This is a genomic window from Lederbergia galactosidilytica, assembly GCF_017873565.1.
GTDB classification, from domain to species: domain Bacteria; phylum Bacillota; class Bacilli; order Bacillales; family Bacillaceae_C; genus Lederbergia; species Lederbergia galactosidilytica.
The window spans coordinates 37173-58127 of the sequence record NZ_JAGGKH010000013.1 but is presented as its reverse complement, the minus strand read 5'-3'; the positions used below and the strand labels follow the sequence as shown (position 1 = coordinate 58127).

The window sequence follows — 20955 nt, the reverse complement described above, 5'->3', positions numbered from 1 at the left end:
ATGATCAAAGTTTTAATTGTAGAAGATGACAAATTAGTAAGGAGAAGTTTGATCCAGTCGTTCAATTGGGAGAAGTTTGATATGAAGGTAGTTGGGGATGCTAAGAACGGGCAAAAAGCTTTAGAGTTTCTAGAAGGGACAAAAGTAGATTTAATCATCACAGATTTGGCAATGCCGATTATGTCTGGCATTGATCTTATCCGACAGGTTAAAAATCAATATTATAATATCTTTATTGTTGTTTTATCCCTTCACCGTGATTTCGAATATATTCAAGAAGCTATGCGGTTAGGAGCAATTGATTATATTGCAAAGGTAGAATTAGATAATAAAAATATGGATCAAACTTTAGAAAGAATCCAGAACAGAATAAAAAAAGAGGTCCGAAATACAGCTTTATCAATTTTTCAATCTTCCAATGAGCTTGAACAGGGATTTCTTCTATTAGCGGAAAAATCTTTAGAAAATACTATTGTCCCTTTTTATGATCAAAGGGTAAGAGGACAGGATTTACTCTATTTTTCCTTAGAAGCTTTACTAATCAAAACAAGAAACAGACAGCATCATCAGGAAATAAAAGAAAGCTTGTTTAATTTGCCGAAATGGCCAATATCCCTTTTGATTCTCGAATTGTATGAAGGCACCTACCATTATACATTCGATGAATTAAAGAATCTGGTACTCCAGCATAAAGATAGTTTATTATTTTATGAATTATCCAACAAGCAAAAGGTTAAGATTATTGAACTAAATGATCTTAAAGTGCCGGATATACAGTCTGAAAAAGGAATAGCAAAGATAAAGGATCGATTAGTTTCATTAGATTGGATTATAGATAATCATACACTCCAAGGCATTTTAAGCGAATTAAAGGTACTTAGGCTTAGCAAAAGCAAGATAAATGAACTTTTATTTTTAACGGTAAATAAATGTAACAGAGTCTATTCCGATGTATTCCCTGTCGATCTTGAATTACCGCCAATATTTGAATATTGGACGGATGTTGAAAAATGGTTCAACCACACGAAAGAATGGATTCACTTTCATGTGTTTAGTCAATCTTTTACATCTGAAACAAATCAAAGTGTTTTAAAAGCTATTTCAATCATTGAACATGAATTAAATAAAGCTCTTACTGCTAATGATGTGGCTAGAAAGGTAAATATGAGCCGAAGTTATTTTTCTGTTTGTTTTAAAGCGATCAGTGGATATACCTTTAACGAATATTTACGAATTGCCCGAGTAAATAAAGCAAAACATTATCTAATAAATACAAGGGATAAAGTCCGAGTCATATCGGAAAAAGTAGGCTATGTGGATATAAAATATTTCAGTAAAGTATTTCGACAAGAGACTGGTTTACTGCCGAGTGAATATCGAAAAATGAATAAAGTATGATAGATGTCTTCCATTTTGTATGAGAACTGTTTGCTTCAATAATAGGGTGGGCCATTTTACAGATTTTTGTAGACATTTATCCCTTTATTTTCAGAACATCCACCTTATTGAAAGCGTATCCACAATTGATACGATAGAAATGTATTATTCATCATAATGAAAGAGGGGGAAGAGAATGCGTTTCAGACAGCCATTATTGCTATTATTTTTACTTGTAGTCTGTTTGTTGGTAGCTTGTGCGGAAAATAGTTCAACCAAGGATGGAGGGAAAAGCGAAAGTGAAAATGAAAATGAAAATGAAGTATCTTCTGAACCAGCAGATCCATTTGGTAAGTATGATGAGACAATTACGATTGCAATTGGTCAAGAAGTAGACCCGAGTGATACAAGCTTACAAGATGGAGATACACCTCTTGATAACCAGTATACGAGACATGTAGAGGAACATTTGAATATTAAAGTGGAGCACGCATTCACTGCATCACCTTCCAATTATGATCAAAAAGTGAGTTTAGCGATTGCAGGGAATGATTTGCCTGATGCAATGGTCGTTGGTCCTGTGGAGCTTCGTCAATTGGTAGAGGCAGATCAAATAGCAGATTTAACAAAAGTCTATGAAAATTATGCTTCACCAGCCATTAAAGAAATTATTGACAGTACGGATGGTGTTGCTCTGGATAATGTTACATTTGATGGAAAAATAATGGCAATACCCAACTCGCAGGCTGGAGCAGACGGAGTACACAATTTGTGGATCAGAAAGGACTGGCTCGACAAGCTTGAGCTTGAAGTACCAAAAACTATTGAAGAGTTGAAAAAGGTAACTAAAGCATTTGTTGAACAGGATCCTGATGGGAATGGGAAAGATGATACGATTGGATTGGCTGGACCAGACACATCAAATAAACTATATGCTAATTTCATAGAATCGACTAATAATCTGTATGGATTTGACGGGATTTTCTCCGCTTTACATTCTTATCCAGGTTATTGGCTAAAAGGAGAGGACGGAAAACCAGTATATGGTTCAATCCTTCCCGAAACAAAGGAAGCTTTATCTGTTCTAAGAGATATGTATAGTGAAGGTTTAATTGATCAGGAAATGGGCGTTAGGGAAGATTCAGGTGAATCTATTATTAGTGGAAAAACAGGGATGTTTTTTGGGCCATTTTGGATGCCTTATGCCTCACTGACTGATGCAGTTAAGAACGACCCTGAGGCGAATTGGCAATCATATGCATTACCGTTGGATGCAAATGGTGACTTTACTCCTCACTTAAGTACAACAACAACGCAATATGTAGTTGTTAGAAAAGATTATGAGCATCCAGAGGCGGCAATGAAAATATTAAATAATTTATTAGCACATGAATCAGAATTTGATCCTAGTAAGGGGGGACCAGGGTTCTACCCATTAAGACTTGTATATGCTCCTGCTGACGAGATGGAAGTCACGACTGTAGCACTTAGAGAGGTATTAGCAGGTACGAAGGAACCAAGTGATTTTTATGATATGCCAGCATATAAGTTATTGAAATCAGATGTAGATACTATTCATGATGTTAAATTAGAACCTTATGATAATACTGATATCCAATATTGGGATTTAGATAATCTTGGCCAATGGACACGGGCGTACTCTGCATTAGTAGGCACCGCACCTCTAGTAGATACGGAAATCAAAGGGGTAAAGAGTCTAATTTATTCACAAACTGAAACAATGGAAAATCGTTGGGTGAATTTGAAAAAACTAGAGGACGAAGTTTTCTTGAAAATTATTATGGGGACAGAACCGCTTGATGCTTTTGATCAATTTGTAAAAAATTGGGAGAAACAAGGCGGGGAGCAGATTACTGAAGAGGTTGCAGAAGTAGTGAGTGAATAAAGGCCAAGGCGTCGGTATAAATCGGCGCCTTTATTAACAATTGGATAGCAGGAGGGTGAGGGGGATCTATGAAAATAAAAAGTTTTACAAAGCATTATTATTTAATGCTACTTCCAGGTTTCGTTTGGTTAATCTTATTTAGTATTGTCCCAATGTTTGGAATTATTATTGCTTTTCAAGATTTTAATCCTGGAAAAGGGATCTTTGCTTCGGAGTTTACTGGATTGGAAACTTTTAAATATATGTTCGAATTGAATGATACGATGAATGTCTTTTTTAATACAATCTATATCGCGGTTATGAAAATTATTGGAAACTTAATTGTTCCTTTAGTCTTTGCTTTAATGTTGAATGAAGTCAGGTATATGGGGCTGAAACGAACGATTCAAACGATTGTCTATTTACCACATTTCTTGTCATGGGTTATTTTAGGGGGAGTGTTGTTAGATATTTTTGCCTTTCAAGGACCAATAAATCAACTTTTGGGAGTATTTGGTGTAAAGCCGATTTTATTTTTTGGGCGGGCCGATTTATTTCCTTTTCTAGTAGTTGGTAGTGATATTTGGAAAGAGTTTGGCTTTAACACGATTATTTATTTAGCAGCCTTAACAGGAATTAACCCAGCTTTATATGAGGCAGCAGGAATGGATGGAGCATCAAGATTACGGATGTTATGGCATGTAACTTTGCCTGGCATTCGCACAACGGCTGTCTTGCTGGCTGTTTTAAGCTTAGGAAATGTGCTAAATGCAGGCTTTGATCAAATCTTTAATTTGTATAATCCACTCGTATATTCAACTGGGGATATTGTTGACACTTGGGTTTATCGTGCAGGCTTATTAAATTTGCAGTATGAATTGGCGACAGCAGTTGGTTTATTAAAATCTGTTGCAGGCTTTATACTGATCAGTTTGTCTTACTTTTTAGCTTATAGATTTACCAATTACAGAATCTTTTAAGGGGGTGCAATGATGATCAAGAGCAAATCATTATTATCCAAAATAGTAGATGGGGGTTTAATCGTCATATTGATTATTATCGCCATTACATGTATTTTGCCATTGTGGTATACATTATCACTCTCATTAAGTTCAAAGGCAGCTGCGGCGGCTGGAGCTGTGACACTTTGGCCAATAGATTTTAACTTTAATTCTTATAAGCAATTGTTGCAAGATAGTCAATTTTTTAAGTCATTTTGGATTTCTATTCAACGTGTCGTGTTCGGAGCGGGACTTAATTTTATTATTGTCCCCTTAATGGCCTACCCGCTTTCAAAAACGGTAAGGGATTTTAAAGGGCGCAATGTATTAATGTGGACCTTGGTTTTTACAATGCTTTTCAATGGCGGATTAATTCCGTTGTATCTAACTATTAAAGGCTATGGCTTAATGAATAGTATTTGGGCTTTAGTATTGGTTGGCGGGGCCCAAACAATTGTCTTTAATATTATTTTAACGATTAACTTTTTTAGAAATCTGCCAAAGTCTCTAGAAGAAGCTGCTTTAGTTGATGGGGCAGGACCTTGGTATATCCTGACAAAGGTATTTATACCATTATCTATACCTGTGTTGGCAACCATTTCCCTTTTTAGTATTGTCTATCATTGGAATGAATTCTTATATGGTTTAATTTTTATGACAAGAGAAGAATTTTATCCTCTTCAAACATATATCCAACAATTGGTTGTATCTGTTGATCCTTCGACTATGACAGAAGATCAATATAAGCGGTTGAGTGAGATGTCTAATCGGACATTAGACGCAGCAAAGATATTTATCGCAATGATTCCTGTTCTTGTTGTTTATCCATTTTTACAACGCTATTTCATTCATGGAATTACATTGGGCTCAGTGAAAGAATAACGGAGGTGGAAAGAGAGGGAACTAAAAGGAATGGAAAGAATCTATTATTTCACCGATTTTATTTTAAGAATGGTCTATTTGAATATTTTAGCGATAATTTTTACGATTGCTGGAGGGGTTGTATTTGGCTTTTTCCCAGCGTTCGTAGCGACTTTTTCTATTTCTCGCAAATGGCTGATGGGATATAGTGATATAAAAATCACTAAAAATTTTTGGCTTTTTTATAAAAAAGAATTTGTTCGAAGTAATGTAGTTGGCTGGATTCTAATCGTACTAGGGAGTTTACTATATGTGAACCTGTCTATTGCCGAAGTAGTCAATCAGGCGATAATTCAAGCAAGCTATTATCTTATATTAACAGTATTTTTGCTCTTTTCCTCTGCCTGTTTGTTTATATTTCCAATATACTTACATTACAAAACATCCATCCCGGCGATTTTCAAAAATGCTTGCTTACTATTATTTGTCCACCCAATCAACACCCTAATGCTGATTGGCGCTGTCATCCTTTATCATTACGTAATGACTATCTTACCGGGATTAATCCCATTTTTCAGCATCAGTTTGTTTTCGATATTAGTGATGTTCTTTAGCCTAAGAACATTTCGAAAAATCGGGGACAGTCCCTCGCTAGATTAACGCTTTAGCGCGGTGGGGGACTGTCCCCCAAACATTACTCTGCACTTTCTAAATAAGTGATTGAAACTTTTAGGTTAGCGTTTCTTTCGCGAATGCGATCTAGTAACTCTTTATCATTGGTTGTATTTTTACTGCGGATTGCATAGGTGTATAAGATCATTGTACCTAGGTTGGTAGTTTCTACTTGTCTAAGGGAATGGCTTAGAGTGTATTGGTGAAATACCTCGTCTAGTAAATTTTCATGATTCAAATTCTCTGGAACGGTTACTTTTAAAATTTGGGTATCTTTTCCTTTTCCATATTGCAATTTATAAAGCATGTAAAATATCAAACTAGCAAATAAAGTTAGCATGATCGCCAAACCAAATTGGAAGAGACCTGCCGTCATACCAACACAAAGGCCAAAAAAGATATAAGCAATATCTTTGGCGTCTGTCACAGCACTTCTAAAGCGTATTAATGAAAAGACTGCAAATAAGCCAAAAGCAACACCGGCATTGCCACTTACAACATTCATGACGACCGACACGACGACACTCATCATGATAATCGTATGGACAAAAGATTGCGAATAACGTTCACCTGTGAAAGTGATTTGATAAACCTTTGTAATGATTAAGCTAAGTATAAGGGCGAGTGCCATTGCAACAAGACTCATCCATATATTCGTTGCTCCTAGCCCGTCCAATGTAAATAAATTCTCTAGTACATTCACTGTTTATTCCTCCATATTTTTCTATTTTCATATTTGTTTCTTCCGTATAAAAAATGATTGTTACATTACACCGATCAGAACATTCTCCTGTTCCACGCCATTGGGCAATGCCTCGCCCCTTAAACATTCCAGACTCGTGCAAAACTTAGAAGCACTGCGTTGTTCACATTCTAAATCTTGTAAAATACGAGTAAGCCAAAGCGGTATACTATGGCTTACTTTTACCTCTAGAACAACTAAGTTTGGATCGATAAAATATTCACCAAATGGTCCATGTTCAATCCGTAGATCATGATTCCGGCAACGTAAATTGAAATCAAAAGTTACGCGTAAGTCTGGATCATCGAGATGATGAAAAGCATGCCGATCATAACTTACAACCATTTCCGGATAGAGTTCATACAATTTACGATACCGGTCAATCTCGCGAAATACTTGTAAGTTAGATGTCTTGTAGTCGTTTAAAGACAAGGCTGCTTCTTCGGATAAATATCGATAAGCCTCTGACAGAGGAAGAACCATTCTACGTTTGTTTACTACTTTCTTATGTTTTTGTTTAACCTCGAAAAAGGCGTTTCCGTCTATATCTGTATCATCATAAATTCGTAAACGGAGTTTTTGCCGAAATTTTAATTTGTTTTTTGTCTCAAAATAAATCTTTTGATCTTGGCTTTCAAAATATAATGTAGTGATCGTATACTGTCCATCAATGCCATTTCGATCCGGTCGCATATGGGGCAGCATTCGTTTTACTAATTCCCGATATTGATCGATAGTGATCAAATATTTCTGCTCTCTCCTTTGGAAAATTTCAATGGCCATGTTGTCATCTCCTTCATGTCGATATCTGTATAGTACCCGACTTATCTTAAAATAAAATTTAAGCTAGATTAGAATTGTATGAGAGTTTGCTGAGAAACCTAGTTTAACGTACTTCCGGAAGAGGTCTCCCTCTTCAATCGTGTGAAGGGCGCAGCCCCAACGATAAGGGGGAGATGAATTTCGGTTGACGCAAGCCAGGGAAAGGGCTTTTGTTTATGGAACGAATGTTCTGTAATAGAGTTAGATATAGCAGAGGAAGTGATGGCCGTGTTGGTCAATCAAAAATATGAGGTTTTCCCAACAGAAAAACACAAAATGCGGAACGATACTTGATCGTGACCATAATGCTAGTCGAAACATTTTACAAAAAGGATTAGATGAGTTACTTACCATAACGGAATAACTATAACTGTAGGGCAAGGTTGTGTCCGAACAGTATAATCTACGCCTGTGAAGACTGTGTAAGACATATTGGTACATCCCCATTATGCGACGGTCCATGAAACAGGAAGCCCCTTCTTAAACAACCCGATAGGGAGTTAAGGAGGGGTCATTCACTTGATTAAATAGCTCTGATTCGAAAAATGATGGGGGATATTCAACCTTTTGTTATAGTCTGAGTTGGGGCGATTTTTTATACTATTTGGTTGGGAATGAGCTTAAGCATGGTAAGAAGAACATCCTTTAATAAAAGATTAATAGTCCTTTTGCTCATCTTCTTCGGTTTATTTTATGCCGCCTTTTTTCTGTACTCTTTACAAGCGAAAGGTAAAGGGGATGTGTTAATGACAGATGCAAGGAGGCTTGTTCCCGTAAAGGTGAAAAAAGTAGTAGCAACAAAGGAAATAGAGCAAATTAAGCAAATCATAATAGAAACGAAGGACGAGGATTTGAAAATTTTTATTGCAGGAAAACAACATAATCAAGGTGGACAGACCTATTATAAAGAGGCGATCGTACTTGATATGACTACATATAATAAGGTTATAAATATTTTACCAGAAGAAAAGCTAATCACAGTACAAGGCGGAGCCACTTGGACAGATGTGCAGGAAGCTATTAATCCATATCAGCTTTCTGTTAAAACAATACAGACCCCAAATATTTTTACGATTGGCGATTCGATGAGTGTGAATGTCCATGGGAGAGATCTCCGCTTTGGCCCTATAATAGAAAGTATTCGTTCTTTTCGATTGATGAATGCAGAGGGAAGATCTTAAATGTAAGTAGAACCGAAAATGAAGAGCTTTTTAAAATACCTGAAATAGGCAAGGGATGAACGCATCTATGATTGCGATCATCCCTGTTTTTTTTATCTTATCGTGCTATTTTATTTTGTACACTAGAATCTGAGATGACAGTATTTTTCCCGGCATTTATTCCAGCTATAAAGATGATAATTGCTATTAATAATAGTAGGAGAAGAGGAACATTCCAACTATGAAATAAATCATGTAAACCACCAAATAACATCGGCCCTACAGCGGCCAGGAGATAACCGAATGACTGAGCCATACCCGACATTTCGGCGGCTTCTTGCCCATTTGAAGTTCGTAAACTGAAAAACATCATAGCTAAGCTAAAGGCACTTCCAGCTGCCATTCCAATCAAAATCACCGAAATAGGTATTAAAAGTTTACTACCTAGAAATAAACCGATAATACCAGCCAGAAAGAAAATAGCCGTAATTCCAGATAATATTCTTTGGTCCTTCATTTTTTCTGCTGTGACTGGGATGACAAAGGTGATCGGGATAAGAGCAAATTGCATGAGGAAGAGCATCCAACCAGAGGCATTTGAGCTATATCCATGTATTTGGAGAATTTCAGGTAACCATGTTATCAGAGTATAAAAGATCAATGATTGTAATCCCATAAAAACAGTAATATGCCAAGCTAATGGAGAGCGCCAAATACTTTTCTCTTTCTGACTATGAGCCTCTCCGACCTTAACCGATTCAGTGGATTTTCTTAATTGTGGGATCCAAAAAAGCAAAGAAATGATCGCAGGAATCGCCCAAAATGCGAGTGAACCTTTCCACCCAAATCCTTTAATGGCAGCGATCGGTACACTCAAACCGGAACCAAGAGCACCAAATAGGTTCATAAAAACAGCGTAAATACCTGTTACAAAACCGATTTTTAAGGGGAAATTCATTTTGATAAACCCAGGCAGAAGCACGTTTCCAATAGAAATCGCCATCCCAATCATAAGGGTACCTATAAAGAGAAAGCTTGTCCCAAAAAGAGAACGCAAAATTAATCCAATCGTCAAAAGAATTATGGAGAGAAAAATAGTTATTTCCATTCCCAATCGATTAGCTAATTTCGGTGCGAATGGAGAAAGGAAGGCAAAAGCAAGTAATGGTAAAGTCGTGATGCTTCCTGCTAAGGCATGGCTCAAATCTAAATCATCGCGGATAAACGAAATTAGAGAGCCGACTGAAGTTAAGGGAGCTCTTAAGTTCGCCCCTACAAAAATAATTCCTAGTAAAAGCAACCACTGAGCTTGATGGCTTGGTGAATATTCTAATGTTGTGTTTTTTGTACTCAAGTGTTTCCCTCCTTAGTCTCTAGCTCTAATCCTTGTTTAAAGTTATGAATATATTCATTGACATATTTTGTAGCATCTTCGAGATTTTGTTCTCGAATAGCTTCTAATAACTCGCTATGAATCACTTTTTCACAGGCGAGCGGTGTATTAGTGATCATTAGTTTACGAATAGAAGCATATAAAGGGGCTGTCATATATTCGTAAAGCTCTTGAAGCAGTTGATTATGTGAAGCTTTTACCATTGCTTTATGGAAGGCCATGTCTGCAGTAATAAAATCCTCTATGGCCTCTCTATTTAGGGCGTCTCGACATTGATCCATACAGTTTTCAAGTTGCTGAAGATCTCTGCTAGTTCGATGAACCGCTGCTAGTTGTGCAGCCTCTCTTTCTAGTGCTAATCTAACTTCCAACGTTTCCATTAAATTAGATTTTTCAATATGTCGTTCCATCGCCACACCTAGTGAACTCGAAGAACGAACAATTGTCCCACTACCTTGTCGTGTTTCCAATAAACCAGCATGAACTAATGCACGAATCGCCTCTCTCAAAGTATTACGACTAACATCAAACTCCTCCATAAGCTCCAATTCTGGCGGTAACTTATCACCAATCTCCCAATGCCCCTTTTCAATCAAACTCTCAATCTGCATCACAACCTGCTCCACCAAAGATACCCGACTCGTTTTCTTAAACAAAATAAAGACCCCCCTGAAAATTTGTAGGATGATTGGCATATCGGATATCTTAACATATTAGTAGTGAAGTGTAAATCTGGGGACAGTCCCCCGCCGAGTTAAAGTAATAAAGTGTCTTTTATATAGAAAACTATGTTTTTCAGGTATAAAAGTTAGTGATTTTTAAGATTTATGTATGAAAGAATGGAGTTTTTAAGTTTTTAAAATGGCAAAAATGTCAATTTGTTCATTTGATAGGAGTTTTTATCCTGACTATAATGTGGCTAATATTAGGGAGGGGATTATATGGCGCGAAAACTACGTGTTTGGTATCCAGGGGCAACTTATCATATTACTGCGCGTGGGAATAGGCGTGACCGAATTTTTCGAGAAGCTCTGGATTATCAACACTACTTAAATCTTATTAAATCTTGTAAGAAACATATTTCTTTCAATCTTCATGCTTACTGCCTCATGCCAAATCATATTCATCTATTAATGGAAACAAAGGATAAGCCTCCTGGTCCTATTATTCATTATATTCATAGTCGTTTTGCGACTCGATTTAACAAGCGTTATGAATTATCAGGACATCTTTTTCAAGGGCGTTTTCATGCACAATTAATTAAAACAGATGATTACTTTCTTACCGTAAGTAAATACATCCACCTAAACCCAGTTGAAGCAAACCTCGTCAGCAGACCAGAAGATTATCCATGGAGCAGCTATGCGAGACTAGTCAACAACAAAGAAGATTCTATTATAGAAACGAATAGAACTTTATCATTGTTCCAGGAAGCAACCATCAAAGCATACTGTGAATTTATGAAAGAAGAAAAGGGCCAGTCCCCCATCACGTTAAAGTGACGGGGGACTGGCCCCGAAGTTAGGCCCCGAAGTTAAGTCCCCGAAGTTAGGCAAGTTGTTGTTCAGCAAATTCCCGGTATAATGGATGAGTATGGGCGAGTTCTTGGTGGGTGCCGCTACCCGTTATTTTTCCGTTTTCGATGAAAAGAATTTTGTCGGCGTCAACGATAGTGGATAGTCGATGGGCGATGACAAAGGTTGTGCGACCTTGCATGAGTCGAGTTAAGGCTTGTTGAACGATGCTTTCTGATTGGCTATCAAGGCTAGCAGTTGCTTCATCCATCATAAGGATTTTGGGATCTCTTAAAAAGGCGCGAGCAATGGCAATTCGTTGTCTTTGACCACCAGATAGTTTTACACCACGCTCACCAACTTCAGTATTCATCCCCTGTGGAAAGGCCTTGATAAATTGGTCGGCATAAGCCATTTTCGCGACTTCCCATAGACGTTCTTCTGGAATAGCCTCCGCATTTTCTAATCCATAACAAAGGTTTTCTCGTATTGTTCCTGCCATCATCGCACTTTCCTGCGACACATAGCCAATTTGACTACGCCAAGATTTCATAGACAATTTATAAATAGAAGTATCGCCAATATAAATGTCCCCAGAGGTAGGTTGATAAAATCTTTCCATCAACCCGAACATCGTCGTTTTCCCTCCGCCACTTGGTCCGGCGAAAGCAATCATTTCTCCAGGATGTGCTTCAAAAGAGATGTTTTCCAAAACAGGTTCATCCTCACTGTAGGCAAAAGCAATATTTTGCACAGAAATAGGTTGAGCACTGATATTCTTTTCAATTCCTTCCTGACCTTCTTCTAAGGGTAATTCTAAAATATCAATAATTCTTTCAGTTGCTCCTTTAGCCTTTTGCAACTGAGTAAAGAAAGTAGCAAAAGAGGTAATTGGCATAATGATTTGGAAAAGATAAAGCAAAAAGGCAACAAGTGCTCCAGTCGACATCGTACCACTTGCTACACGCATTCCGCCATAGCCAATTATCATAACAATGACGACCATGACTACTAAATACATGATAGGTGCAATAAGAGCGAAAATTCGTGCTTCCTTTAAGCCGTAACCTAATAGTTTCTGGATGCCAAGCAAGCCTTTTTGTTCTTCGTTTTGCTCGGCATTGGAAGCTTTCATTAAGCGGATTTCGCCAAGAGTTTGTTGAATATGCCCTGTGAAGACAGCTGTTTCATCCTGTAACCCCCGCGAAATTTTAGCCATTTGTTTTCCTAGTGGTATCATAATCACTATAGTTAAGGGAACAGAGAGGAGCATAATCAAGGTCATCTTCCAATCCATAACAAGTAATATGGTAATGGCGCCAATAATGGAAATAATTCCAGTAACAAATTGTGGAAAATGTTGTGAAATCAAATCTTTGACAATACTTGTATCATTAACAACTCGACTTACTGTTTCTCCACTTGAATTTTTATCAAAATAGCTGACAGGAAGGCGAATCAACTTTCCCCACATGGAATCGCGGAGTTTTGCGACGATTTTTTGTCCGACAGCTGTTAATAAATACATCGAGATCCCGTTAATTACAGCTTGAACGATAAATGCCACCACAATAGCGCTGATTAGTGGGACGCTCAAAGAAGAAACTGAAAAGCCATCAACTAGGTTTTTGGTGAGTAATGGAACGACTAATCCAGCAAGGGTGGTAATCATACTGGTTATAAGTCCCATCGTCAGAGCCAGCTTAGGAATATTGGTAGATAATATTAATGATATAAAAGGTTTGAGACTGTTTTGTTGGGTATTTTTCATACATAAACTCCTTTTGCAAATGAATAATCGTTTTGATATAAGAGGCAAACGCCGATGTTAGACGTTTATTTGTCTACAACTTCAGGATGGAATGTAAGTACAATGGTTGTTCCTTCGTGAAGTTGACTGTTTACTTGAATATCGCCTTTATGCAAATCCATAATCTTTTTCACAATGGAAAGCCCTAATCCACTGCCACCAGTTTGGCGAGAGCGAGCTTTATCAGCTTTCCTATACCCGTATCAGTAATTTGTACGATGGTCTTCTCCAGATGGCTAGTAATACTTACCTGAATCTTTCTGCCCTCTGGTGTAAATTTAATCGCATTATGGTGTAAATTCATCCAGACTTGATTAAGTAAATCTTTGTTCGCCGTTATCCATATTTTTTCCGAAAAAAACTCCATTTCAATTTGCTTCTCCAACCATTGAGGCTCACAAGACAAAATCGCTTGTTGGATTTGTATATCCAATCGATACTCAGTTAATTCAAAGAAAGTTGTGCTGATTTCAAGTATGTTAATTTTAATAAATTATCACTAAGTTTTGATAAGTGATCACTTTCTGTTTCAATGATCGAGAGGTAGTGCCATCTCTCTTCATGCGACAAATGTCCATTTTTCAATGCCCGAGCAAATCCACTAATGGAGGTAAGGGGCGATTGAATTTCATGGGATACATTTGAGACAAATTCTTGGTGCATTTTTTCCATTTGCGTAATTCTTTAGACGTATAATGAATATTGTCAACGATCTCCGCAAAAGGGTTACCGGGATGGCAATTTCCACTGATATTTGGTAGGCTGACATTAAAATTGACTTGGGCAATTTGTTTGATTACATGATTAATGGATTGATAAAACTCGGCTTGCTTTTTTCTTTGCCGTGGGAAAAGATGTGTCACTAAAAACATCCCACAGCCAAATAGAAAAAATCCTAACAAAGAATTGAGTAACTGGACAATATAAGCATGTAAATGTATCGAAAAGAAGGAATAGAGCCAGTTTGTTAAAAAAATGCTACTGACCAACATATCGATAGCGAGAGAACAATAATGGAAAGGCCGAGTAATATTTTTAGACGAATTTTCATAATAATGGTGACTCCAACCGATAGCCTAATCCGCGAACGGTCTTGATGATAAAATCTTGTTATTCATTAGGGAAACGACTGCGGAGCCGTTTAATATGAACATCCACTGTCCGTTCATCTCCTTCATAATCATAACCCCAAATAATTTCAATTAATTGTTCTCGAGTAAATTTTTCCCAGGGGAGCTTCCCAGCTGGTAGAGCAGGTCAAATTCCTTTCTGGGTAAATCAATGGAGTGATTCTGATAATGAGCTTCAAATGTTCTACGATTCAGAACAAGACTTCCTATTTGGAGCTGCTGTGAAACAGAGATTTGGTATCGTTTCAATAATGCTTTTACTCTTGCTACTAGTTCCAATGGTTCGAATGGTTTTACTAAATAATCATCTGTCCCCATATCAAATCCTTTTAGTTTATCCGTTGTTTCTCTTTTGGCCGTTAACATTAATAGTGGGAAATCATAAAAGCTGCGAAGTTCACGACATAATTCCTAGCCATCCATATGGGGTATCCATAATGTCTAAAATGACCCAATCTACTTGAGTGGATTCCATCATTGTAAGAGCTTCTATTCCATCACAAGCTTCATAGACTTGGAAGCCTTCGTTGCGAAGGAGAAGGCAAACGAGTTCACGGATATGCGGATCATCGTCAACCATCAATATTCTTGTCATAATGCTCATTCCTTTTATTCTATAGCCATTTGTAATATTTGATGTGGGTATCATCTTTATTTTAGCTACATTAAGATCATAATATAAAAATATGAACTGTATATAAACTGTTTAGATTGAGAAACAGGCAATTTTATTGAATGAAGTAAGGGGGAAGCGGTGTTTAAAAAATAGAATGGAAAGTATTAAGGCAGCGTATTTTCTACTGATGTGTTAGTGCGAAAAATGGGGCCAGTCCCCCAATGCTTTAACGCTTTACTTGAATGGGGGACTGGCCCCTTAATAGGATTAATTTTCGACTTTATATGCAAAGTAATACACACTTAACGGCCACCATAGTACACAAAAGATCGGGTATACTGCCCATATCGTGTGTGGGGAAGAAATGACATTAACACAGATAAAAAATAAGCTTATGAGTAGACTGGCATGAATGGAATATTGAAAGTAAGTTTTCCTTTTAGCGTGATACAATGAAAGTGGCCACCAAATTACAACAAAAGCTGGATAGATGACCCATAAATATTGAGGTGAAAATATCATATTTAAAACAAAGTAATATATGATAATACTAGTGCTACCAATGAGAGCTGTTGACATCGCTGCAGCTTTATCGCCTAAAAATGCAAGGATTGGCCACCATAGAAGTGGATAAATCGCAAATAGGACCCAGGGATAGTCAGGGGTGTTTAGATAATTTGTTAAAATTAGAAATAATATAATCAATAGACTATAGAAGAGAGCAAGTTGTTTTTGCTTGCCATTTCGAATAAAATAGTAACCCACTGTCCACAGAATTAAGGCAAAGGCAGGGTAAATGAACCAAGGATAATTCGATCCTGTGATAAGATTGACAATGATTAAAAAAACAATGGTCATAAGGCTGCCTACTACGACGAAACCAATATCATAATACTTCAAACGTAATCACTCCTTATTTGTTTCGAAGCCAGCTAAAATACATAGTTAACGGCCACCAAAGTATGACGAAGGTTGGATATACAAACCAAATCGTATGTGGGGTATAGTATAGATTAATAAAAAGCACAAGCGCAATGATCAACGAACTTCCCCATAGAGAATAACCTAAATTTAATCTTCTCATTTTATTCTTTCGCGGTTTTGTTTCTACTACACCTAACTCTTGTTTTAAATCTTCAATATCCCCAAAATCAACAATGGCTTTATTAACGGCATCTTCTTCTGCTTTGCCTTGTTCCATTAAATCCCATACCTTTTCCTCAAGGTTTTGTAAAACCTCATCCATCAAAGCTTCTTTTTGTTCACTATTCGGAATATCCCTAAATAAACTCTGCACATGGTTTTTCAATACTTTCACTTTAATCCCCCCATAAATAGATCAATGATTTCCTTTGTGATTTCCCATTCTTCTGCTGATTCTTTCAAAAAAGCCTTACCTAATGTGGTGATTTTATAATATTTTCTTTTGCCGCCAAGAGAAACACTACCAAAATAAGACTCGATTAATTCCTTTTTTTCTAACCGCTGGAATACAGCATACAGTGTGGCTTCTTTAATTTGAAAACGATTATCCGTACGTTGACTAATTTCTTTTGATATTTCATATCCGTATCGATCCTCTTCCAAAATTAAACGCAAAATAATCGAATCTAAATGTCCACGAATAATATCACTTCTGATCATATTGACACTTCCTTGTAACATAACTATTCTACCTGATGGAGTAATAATATCGCATATTACTCTATCTGTCAAAGTAATTTTTAAAAAACGGGGCCAGTCCCCCATCACGTTAACGTGGTGAGGGACTGGCCCCGTTTTTACTGTGGATTAGAGATGCTCCCCATAAACAAGATTGTATCTGTTGAATGGTCTGTGATCATGATGATGAATGGTCGATTTATTTCCATGATGAACGGTTGTCCGATTGGGGCGGATGTGGTTTCCATTTGGACAGAAGTAGCGGCGGCCGCTTCGGTTCCTGTTTCGTTTACGTCAAGGAATGTTTTTTGCTTTACTTCACTGATCCATAGAGGTTGATCTTCTTGCAGCATCTTTTGAAAGTTTGCTTTTTCCTTGTCAAAAGCAGTTTTCATTCCTAGCTTTTCCAAACTGTTATTAAGGGTGATTTCGTATTCGAGTTGAAATTTTGGTAACATTACCGTGCCTTCTTGGGAAGTTAATTCTTCTTGCCAGACATTCCAGGTTCCACTATCCATTAACGAAATAACCTTCTCCAAACCTGTATCTTCTTTTGGTAATATGACATTCATGCTCATATTTTCCTCATCACCATATGGGAGAGTCACGGCTTGAATATGTTCATTTTCCATATATGCTAGCTTTTCATTGAGTGTCATGGTCAGCACATCTTTTGTGGTCCCATCTTCTAAATGAAAGGGACGATCCTCAGTTAACTCCTTCTTAAATTCATGTGTCCAATTTCCATTAAAATAAATCGTGTTGATTAGAATGGAAGCAAGATTTGGATTTAATGGTGAATCCACGATCTCGTCAATTTTTTCATTTGTTGCCTTTTTTACCCAATTATTAATGGTGTCGCCTGCATCTCTATCATTCACATCGATTTCTTGAATCATTGCATTGAAATAATCCTCAGTATTTTCCTTAAACTGGTCTTGGAAATGAAAGTGATCATTCAACCAAATAGAATTGGCTACATTTAACTCTACATCTTTAGAACGATTATGCAGCTTAGACATGAGGGATGCGTTCGCTTTATTTAAGTCAGCTACCTCAACCCCTTCCACTTGTAAAGCCTTTGCTATTTCTTCCTTTGTTTCACCATCGGCGCCATTATAGACCATTGAAAGAGCCATCAATAAACTAGTAGGTGAAATAAAAATATTCCCATGATCATCAGGATCTACTTTAGACAATAGATGAAAACCTAATTGATTATTTGCGGAATTAACTTTTGTATAATCCCCCTTCCCATAGTCAACATTACTTTCAATCGCTAAACCATCTTTTTCTGCCTTTGTGCCACATCCAGTCAGGAGTAAAATAAATAATACAATGAATGTAAAAATTATGCTTTTGTTTCTCAAAGAGGGTCACCTTCCTTTATAGATTAGACTGTATCTGTGGAAAATAGTTACAGCATTTTTGAAATTTCTCTAGCGACAAGAGGGTATGGAGTATCTTCAATGATTTTTCAAGGCGGAGATAGTAGAGATATGCTAAAATGCTAGGGATAGAGGAGGGGTTTTTATGGCTTGGATCTATGTACTTCTAGCTGCAATTGTCGAAGTATTTTGGGTAATTGGATTAAAATACTCTAGCTCCGTTATTGAGTGGATTGGTACGGGGATTGTCATTGTGCTCAGTTTCTATTTTATTATTAAAGCATGTGAAAAATTACCAGCAGGTACCGTCTATGCTGTTTTTACGGGATCAGGAGCGGCCGCGATTGTTGTGATTGATTTTCTTATTTTTGATGCCGAATTTTCACTCGCAAAGATTTTGTTCATTGGTTTAATTATCATAGGGGTTATTGGCATTAAGGTTACAACTCCGGATGCAGAGCCAGCAACAAAGGGAGGGGAGTAAAATGGCTTGGCTTTATTTAATCATTGCAAGTTTCGGTGAAATTTTTGGTGTGATGAGTATTAATCTATATTTACGGAATAAATCGATTGGCTGGCTCCTTGCTATTATTGGAACCTTTGGTGGTGGATTTATATTTCTTTCTATGGCGATGCGAGAGATTCCATTAGGAACAGCTTATGCAGTATGGACGGGCTTAGGGGCCGTTGGGGCTGTTCTTATTGGGATTATCTTTTTTAAAGAATCAGCTGGCTGGAAAAGAATCCTATTTTTGTTCTGTATTATTGCAGGCGCCGTTGGCTTAAAAGTATTAGGAGGATAATATTCGCCATTTCGTTATAGAAAAATTGCATCTTATTCTGGACCGTACCCCAATTGTTAGAAAAAAATCTAACTATTGGGGTGCAGTTTTACTTGATTAAGCATAGACAACTTAAGTCAGCATCAATCTTATCCTTATTTTGTGTTCTTTTTCTTTGCAGCACTTTCTAGTTTGCTCTTTGGTTCTTGCGCGAACTCGGTATCAGCGTAGCCTTGTGGGGTTACACTTGTAGCATTTCTACCCCTATTTTTAGTGTGCAACTTTTTTCTCGGAATATTTTTTTCCCTTGTCATTGTTTTTCACCTCATTTAATAAAATTCCCCTGTTATTCTTTCCTATGGTAGGAGATTTATGAGCGTTTTAGATGTTATGTAATAATGCCATTGGCAACAGCTTTTTAAAGTTAAACTTTTCCAATAGGTTGAGTGTGAATAGCCTCGGTAAATAAACTATAAATGTTCAGCTAAGGACTTACACTATAAACATATTCCTTTTGCATGTAATTAAAAAATAATGATGTTTTTTGATAAATTGGAAATTTTTATGTCAATTTGCCCAGATATACATATCCTGTAAAAGAATCGTTAAGATAAAGCTGGGGGGATATTATTTTTAAATTATCTTGTTATATGAGATGATCATAATAGAAGAAGCACCTGTTCATTTGTTTACTGGTTTTTGGGAATAACATAATGGAAGGGAAGCTGATATCGATGGGGAAATTTGGAAAAATAATTGGTGTGGCCGGAGCAGTGGCCGGTGCTGCCTACTTATCAAGTAGTGAAAATCGAGAAAAGATTAAAAGCCAATTTACAAAAGCGGTGAATAAGTTTAATTCATCCTACTTAAAAGATTTAGGAAAGCCTTCTGAATTAGAGGACGCGAAGATGGTGGATGAAGGCGCGATGACGAGCGTTCAATATTACAATAAATTACAAGAAAAACCGAAAGAAGAATAAAGATAATAATTAGATCACCAGTTGAACTTGAGCAACTGGTGATCTTTTGGTGTATGGATAAGGTTAGAAAAACTTTTTAAAAGCATACTAGAAGATTCAAGAGTTCTTTTAACATTATTTAAAATACAACTTTTTTCTTTGATTTCGCACTTTCAATGGCTCCAAAGACCATTTTCATACTTTCAATATTGTCGCGGCAATCAGTCTCAGCAAATCGCTTTTCTTTGAGCGAAGCAAACATTTCATCCAGGCAGCCCCAATGTCCTTCTTGCCCAGTCCAATCGCTTTTCACTTCGCCTTTCTTCATTGGATTAATAAAGCTAGCCTGTTGATCGGAATTAATCACTTCATACACAGGTAACTGTTGTCCATCCCAACAGGCTGTTCCTTTGCTGCCTGTGACACGCCAGTCCGCTTCCCATGAGGTATTCATCCCTTCAGCACACCAAGAACCATTATAAGTGAAGACAGCTCCATTACTCATTTCGAAAATACAAACGGCTGAAGCATTGCCTTTATACCAGGATCCTGGTGGGTTGTACTCATGACAATAGACAGATACAGGCCTAGCCCCGCTAATGAAACGGGCTTGATCAAAGGTATGAATGGCCATATCTAATATTAGTGGATGATCCATTAGATCACGAAATCCACCGAAATGGGCGCCAATAAAGAAGTCCGCATGAATAGAGCCGATAGAGCCGATAGTTCCGGTGGCTAGAAAATCCCGAAACGCTCGTATCTGTTGTAAATATCTACGGTTTTGCATAACAGTATATTTGTTTCCCGTTTGCTTGGCAACTTCTAACACAGCTTGGGCATCTTCTATTGATTCTGCCATTGGTTTTTCTCCAAAAACTTGGCAACCAGCATTTAATGCAGTCGTGACAATTTGTTTGTGGGCAGCAGGAATGGTTACATCAAAAACCAAGTTTGCATTGGTTGTTTCGATACCTTCAGATAGGTCAGTAAAGACAGGAACATTTAAACTTTTCTGCTCTGCCATTTTTTTGGCCGTCTCTAGGTGAACATCTACAAGTCCTACTACTTCGGCATCTGTCCGTGTTGCTACATAATCTATCCATGTATTTGCCATGCTGCCACAGCCGGCTACAATAATTTTAAATGGATCCATTTTTAATAACTCCTTTACTGTTCAT

The 20955-nt window shown here is 37.2% G+C and carries 24 protein-coding genes and 1 pseudogene; 10 read left to right on the top strand and 15 right to left on the bottom strand.

Annotated features, from left to right (window positions below):
- The 5 genes from J2Z23_RS14260 to J2Z23_RS14240 all read left to right on the top strand — a co-directional run bounded on the left by J2Z23_RS14260 (position 1) and on the right by J2Z23_RS14240 (position 5784).
- The gene (locus J2Z23_RS14260; RefSeq protein WP_209974316.1) at positions 1-1398 is read left to right on the top strand and encodes a response regulator transcription factor; all 1398 of its coding nucleotides are present in this window, start codon (positions 1-3) and stop codon (positions 1396-1398) included.
- 175 nt (positions 1399-1573) lie between these two features.
- The gene (locus tag J2Z23_RS14255; protein ID WP_209974314.1) at positions 1574-3283 is read left to right on the top strand and encodes an extracellular solute-binding protein; all 1710 of its coding nucleotides are present in this window, start codon (positions 1574-1576) and stop codon (positions 3281-3283) included.
- 68 nt (positions 3284-3351) lie between these two features.
- On the top strand, positions 3352-4242 hold the full coding sequence (locus tag J2Z23_RS14250; protein WP_057987278.1) for an ABC transporter permease: 891 nt from the start codon (positions 3352-3354) through the stop codon (positions 4240-4242).
- A gap of 12 nt (positions 4243-4254) precedes the next feature.
- Entirely contained in the window at positions 4255-5145 is an 891-nt protein-coding gene (locus J2Z23_RS14245; RefSeq protein WP_057987280.1) for a carbohydrate ABC transporter permease, read from the top strand.
- Between the two features lie 30 nt (positions 5146-5175).
- A complete protein-coding gene (locus J2Z23_RS14240; protein WP_209974312.1) occupies positions 5176-5784 on the top strand; it encodes a YesL family protein in 609 nt (202 codons plus the stop codon).
- A gap of 34 nt (positions 5785-5818) precedes the next feature.
- On the opposite strand, the gene J2Z23_RS14235 is transcribed toward J2Z23_RS14240, so the two are convergent.
- Positions 5819-6499: a DUF4956 domain-containing protein gene (locus J2Z23_RS14235; protein ID WP_338018433.1), complete on the bottom strand. Its 681-nt coding sequence runs from the start codon at positions 6497-6499 to the stop codon at positions 5819-5821.
- Positions 6500-6559: 60 nt separating this feature from the next.
- Positions 6560-7321, bottom strand: a complete 762-nt coding sequence (locus J2Z23_RS14230) for a polyphosphate polymerase domain-containing protein (protein ID WP_209974310.1) — start codon at positions 7319-7321, stop codon at positions 6560-6562.
- A gap of 665 nt (positions 7322-7986) precedes the next feature.
- Between J2Z23_RS14230 and J2Z23_RS14220 the strand changes: the two genes are divergently transcribed.
- Positions 7987-8541, top strand: coding sequence for an FAD-binding oxidoreductase (locus J2Z23_RS14220; RefSeq protein ID WP_165589639.1), 555 nt, complete (start codon positions 7987-7989; stop codon positions 8539-8541).
- Positions 8542-8638: 97 nt separating this feature from the next.
- Here J2Z23_RS14220 and J2Z23_RS14215 read toward each other — a convergent pair whose 3' ends face one another.
- Both J2Z23_RS14215 and J2Z23_RS14210 read right to left on the bottom strand, forming a co-directional pair.
- Positions 8639-9874 carry a CynX/NimT family MFS transporter gene (locus tag J2Z23_RS14215; protein WP_209974308.1) on the bottom strand — a complete coding sequence of 412 codons (1236 nt, stop codon included), beginning with the start codon at positions 9872-9874 and terminating at the stop codon, positions 8639-8641.
- Complete coding sequence (locus J2Z23_RS14210; protein WP_128747536.1) at positions 9871-10572, bottom strand: FadR/GntR family transcriptional regulator; 702 nt, start codon at positions 10570-10572, stop codon at positions 9871-9873. The genes J2Z23_RS14215 and J2Z23_RS14210 overlap by 4 nt, the downstream gene beginning before the upstream one ends.
- 282 nt (positions 10573-10854) lie before the next feature.
- Between J2Z23_RS14210 and J2Z23_RS14205 the strand changes: the two genes are divergently transcribed.
- Positions 10855-11415, top strand: a complete 561-nt coding sequence (locus J2Z23_RS14205; RefSeq protein WP_057987290.1) for an REP-associated tyrosine transposase — start codon at positions 10855-10857, stop codon at positions 11413-11415.
- 46 nt (positions 11416-11461) lie between these two features.
- Here the strand turns inward: J2Z23_RS14205 and J2Z23_RS14200 are convergent, their stop codons facing one another.
- The 9 genes and pseudogenes from J2Z23_RS14200 to J2Z23_RS14170 all read right to left on the bottom strand — a co-directional run bounded on the left by J2Z23_RS14200 (position 11462) and on the right by J2Z23_RS14170 (position 18015).
- Entirely contained in the window at positions 11462-13198 is a 1737-nt protein-coding gene (locus tag J2Z23_RS14200) for an ABC transporter ATP-binding protein (protein ID WP_064468105.1), read from the bottom strand.
- Positions 13199-13263: 65 nt separating this feature from the next.
- Complete coding sequence (locus J2Z23_RS22630) at positions 13264-13371, bottom strand: ATP-binding protein (RefSeq protein WP_274380118.1); 108 nt, start codon at positions 13369-13371, stop codon at positions 13264-13266.
- Positions 13372-13382: 11 nt separating this feature from the next.
- The gene (locus J2Z23_RS22350; protein WP_238456139.1) at positions 13383-13670 is read right to left on the bottom strand and encodes an ATP-binding protein; all 288 of its coding nucleotides are present in this window, start codon (positions 13668-13670) and stop codon (positions 13383-13385) included.
- Between the two features lie 11 nt (positions 13671-13681).
- On the bottom strand, positions 13682-13900 hold the full coding sequence (locus J2Z23_RS22345) for a histidine kinase dimerization/phospho-acceptor domain-containing protein (protein WP_238482773.1): 219 nt from the start codon (positions 13898-13900) through the stop codon (positions 13682-13684).
- Positions 13901-14347: 447 nt separating this feature from the next.
- A pseudogene (locus J2Z23_RS14190) lies at positions 14348-14962 on the bottom strand (response regulator transcription factor).
- Positions 14963-15250: 288 nt separating this feature from the next.
- On the bottom strand, positions 15251-15883 hold the full coding sequence (locus J2Z23_RS14185) for a hypothetical protein (RefSeq protein WP_057987300.1): 633 nt from the start codon (positions 15881-15883) through the stop codon (positions 15251-15253).
- A gap of 13 nt (positions 15884-15896) precedes the next feature.
- On the bottom strand, positions 15897-16301 hold the full coding sequence (locus J2Z23_RS14180; protein ID WP_057987302.1) for a permease prefix domain 1-containing protein: 405 nt from the start codon (positions 16299-16301) through the stop codon (positions 15897-15899).
- The gene (locus J2Z23_RS14175; protein WP_057987364.1) at positions 16298-16627 is read right to left on the bottom strand and encodes a PadR family transcriptional regulator; all 330 of its coding nucleotides are present in this window, start codon (positions 16625-16627) and stop codon (positions 16298-16300) included. Before J2Z23_RS14175 ends, J2Z23_RS14180 begins: the two co-directional genes overlap by 4 nt.
- Before the next feature lie 137 nt (positions 16628-16764).
- Entirely contained in the window at positions 16765-18015 is a 1251-nt protein-coding gene (locus tag J2Z23_RS14170; protein ID WP_057987304.1) for a serpin family protein, read from the bottom strand.
- Between the two features lie 163 nt (positions 18016-18178).
- On the opposite strand from J2Z23_RS14170, the gene J2Z23_RS14165 reads away from it, so the two are divergent.
- A complete protein-coding gene (locus tag J2Z23_RS14165) occupies positions 18179-18517 on the top strand; it encodes a DMT family transporter (protein ID WP_057987306.1) in 339 nt (112 codons plus the stop codon).
- Between the two features lies 1 nt (position 18518).
- The gene (locus J2Z23_RS14160; RefSeq protein WP_057987308.1) at positions 18519-18836 is read left to right on the top strand and encodes a DMT family transporter; all 318 of its coding nucleotides are present in this window, start codon (positions 18519-18521) and stop codon (positions 18834-18836) included.
- A 134-nt stretch (positions 18837-18970) separates the two neighbouring features.
- Here J2Z23_RS14160 and sspL read toward each other — a convergent pair whose 3' ends face one another.
- On the bottom strand, positions 18971-19129 hold the full coding sequence (sspL, locus tag J2Z23_RS14155; protein WP_209974306.1) for a small, acid-soluble spore protein L: 159 nt from the start codon (positions 19127-19129) through the stop codon (positions 18971-18973).
- Positions 19130-19549: 420 nt separating this feature from the next.
- Here sspL and J2Z23_RS14150 point away from each other — a divergent pair, with 420 nt between their 5' ends.
- Positions 19550-19795 (top strand): hypothetical protein, encoded by a 246-nt coding sequence (locus J2Z23_RS14150; protein WP_057987313.1) that lies wholly within the window; start codon positions 19550-19552, stop codon positions 19793-19795.
- 118 nt (positions 19796-19913) lie between these two features.
- Here the strand turns inward: J2Z23_RS14150 and J2Z23_RS14145 are convergent, their stop codons facing one another.
- Entirely contained in the window at positions 19914-20930 is a 1017-nt protein-coding gene (locus J2Z23_RS14145) for a Gfo/Idh/MocA family protein (RefSeq protein ID WP_209974304.1), read from the bottom strand.
- Positions 20931-20955: the final 25 nt, after the last annotated feature.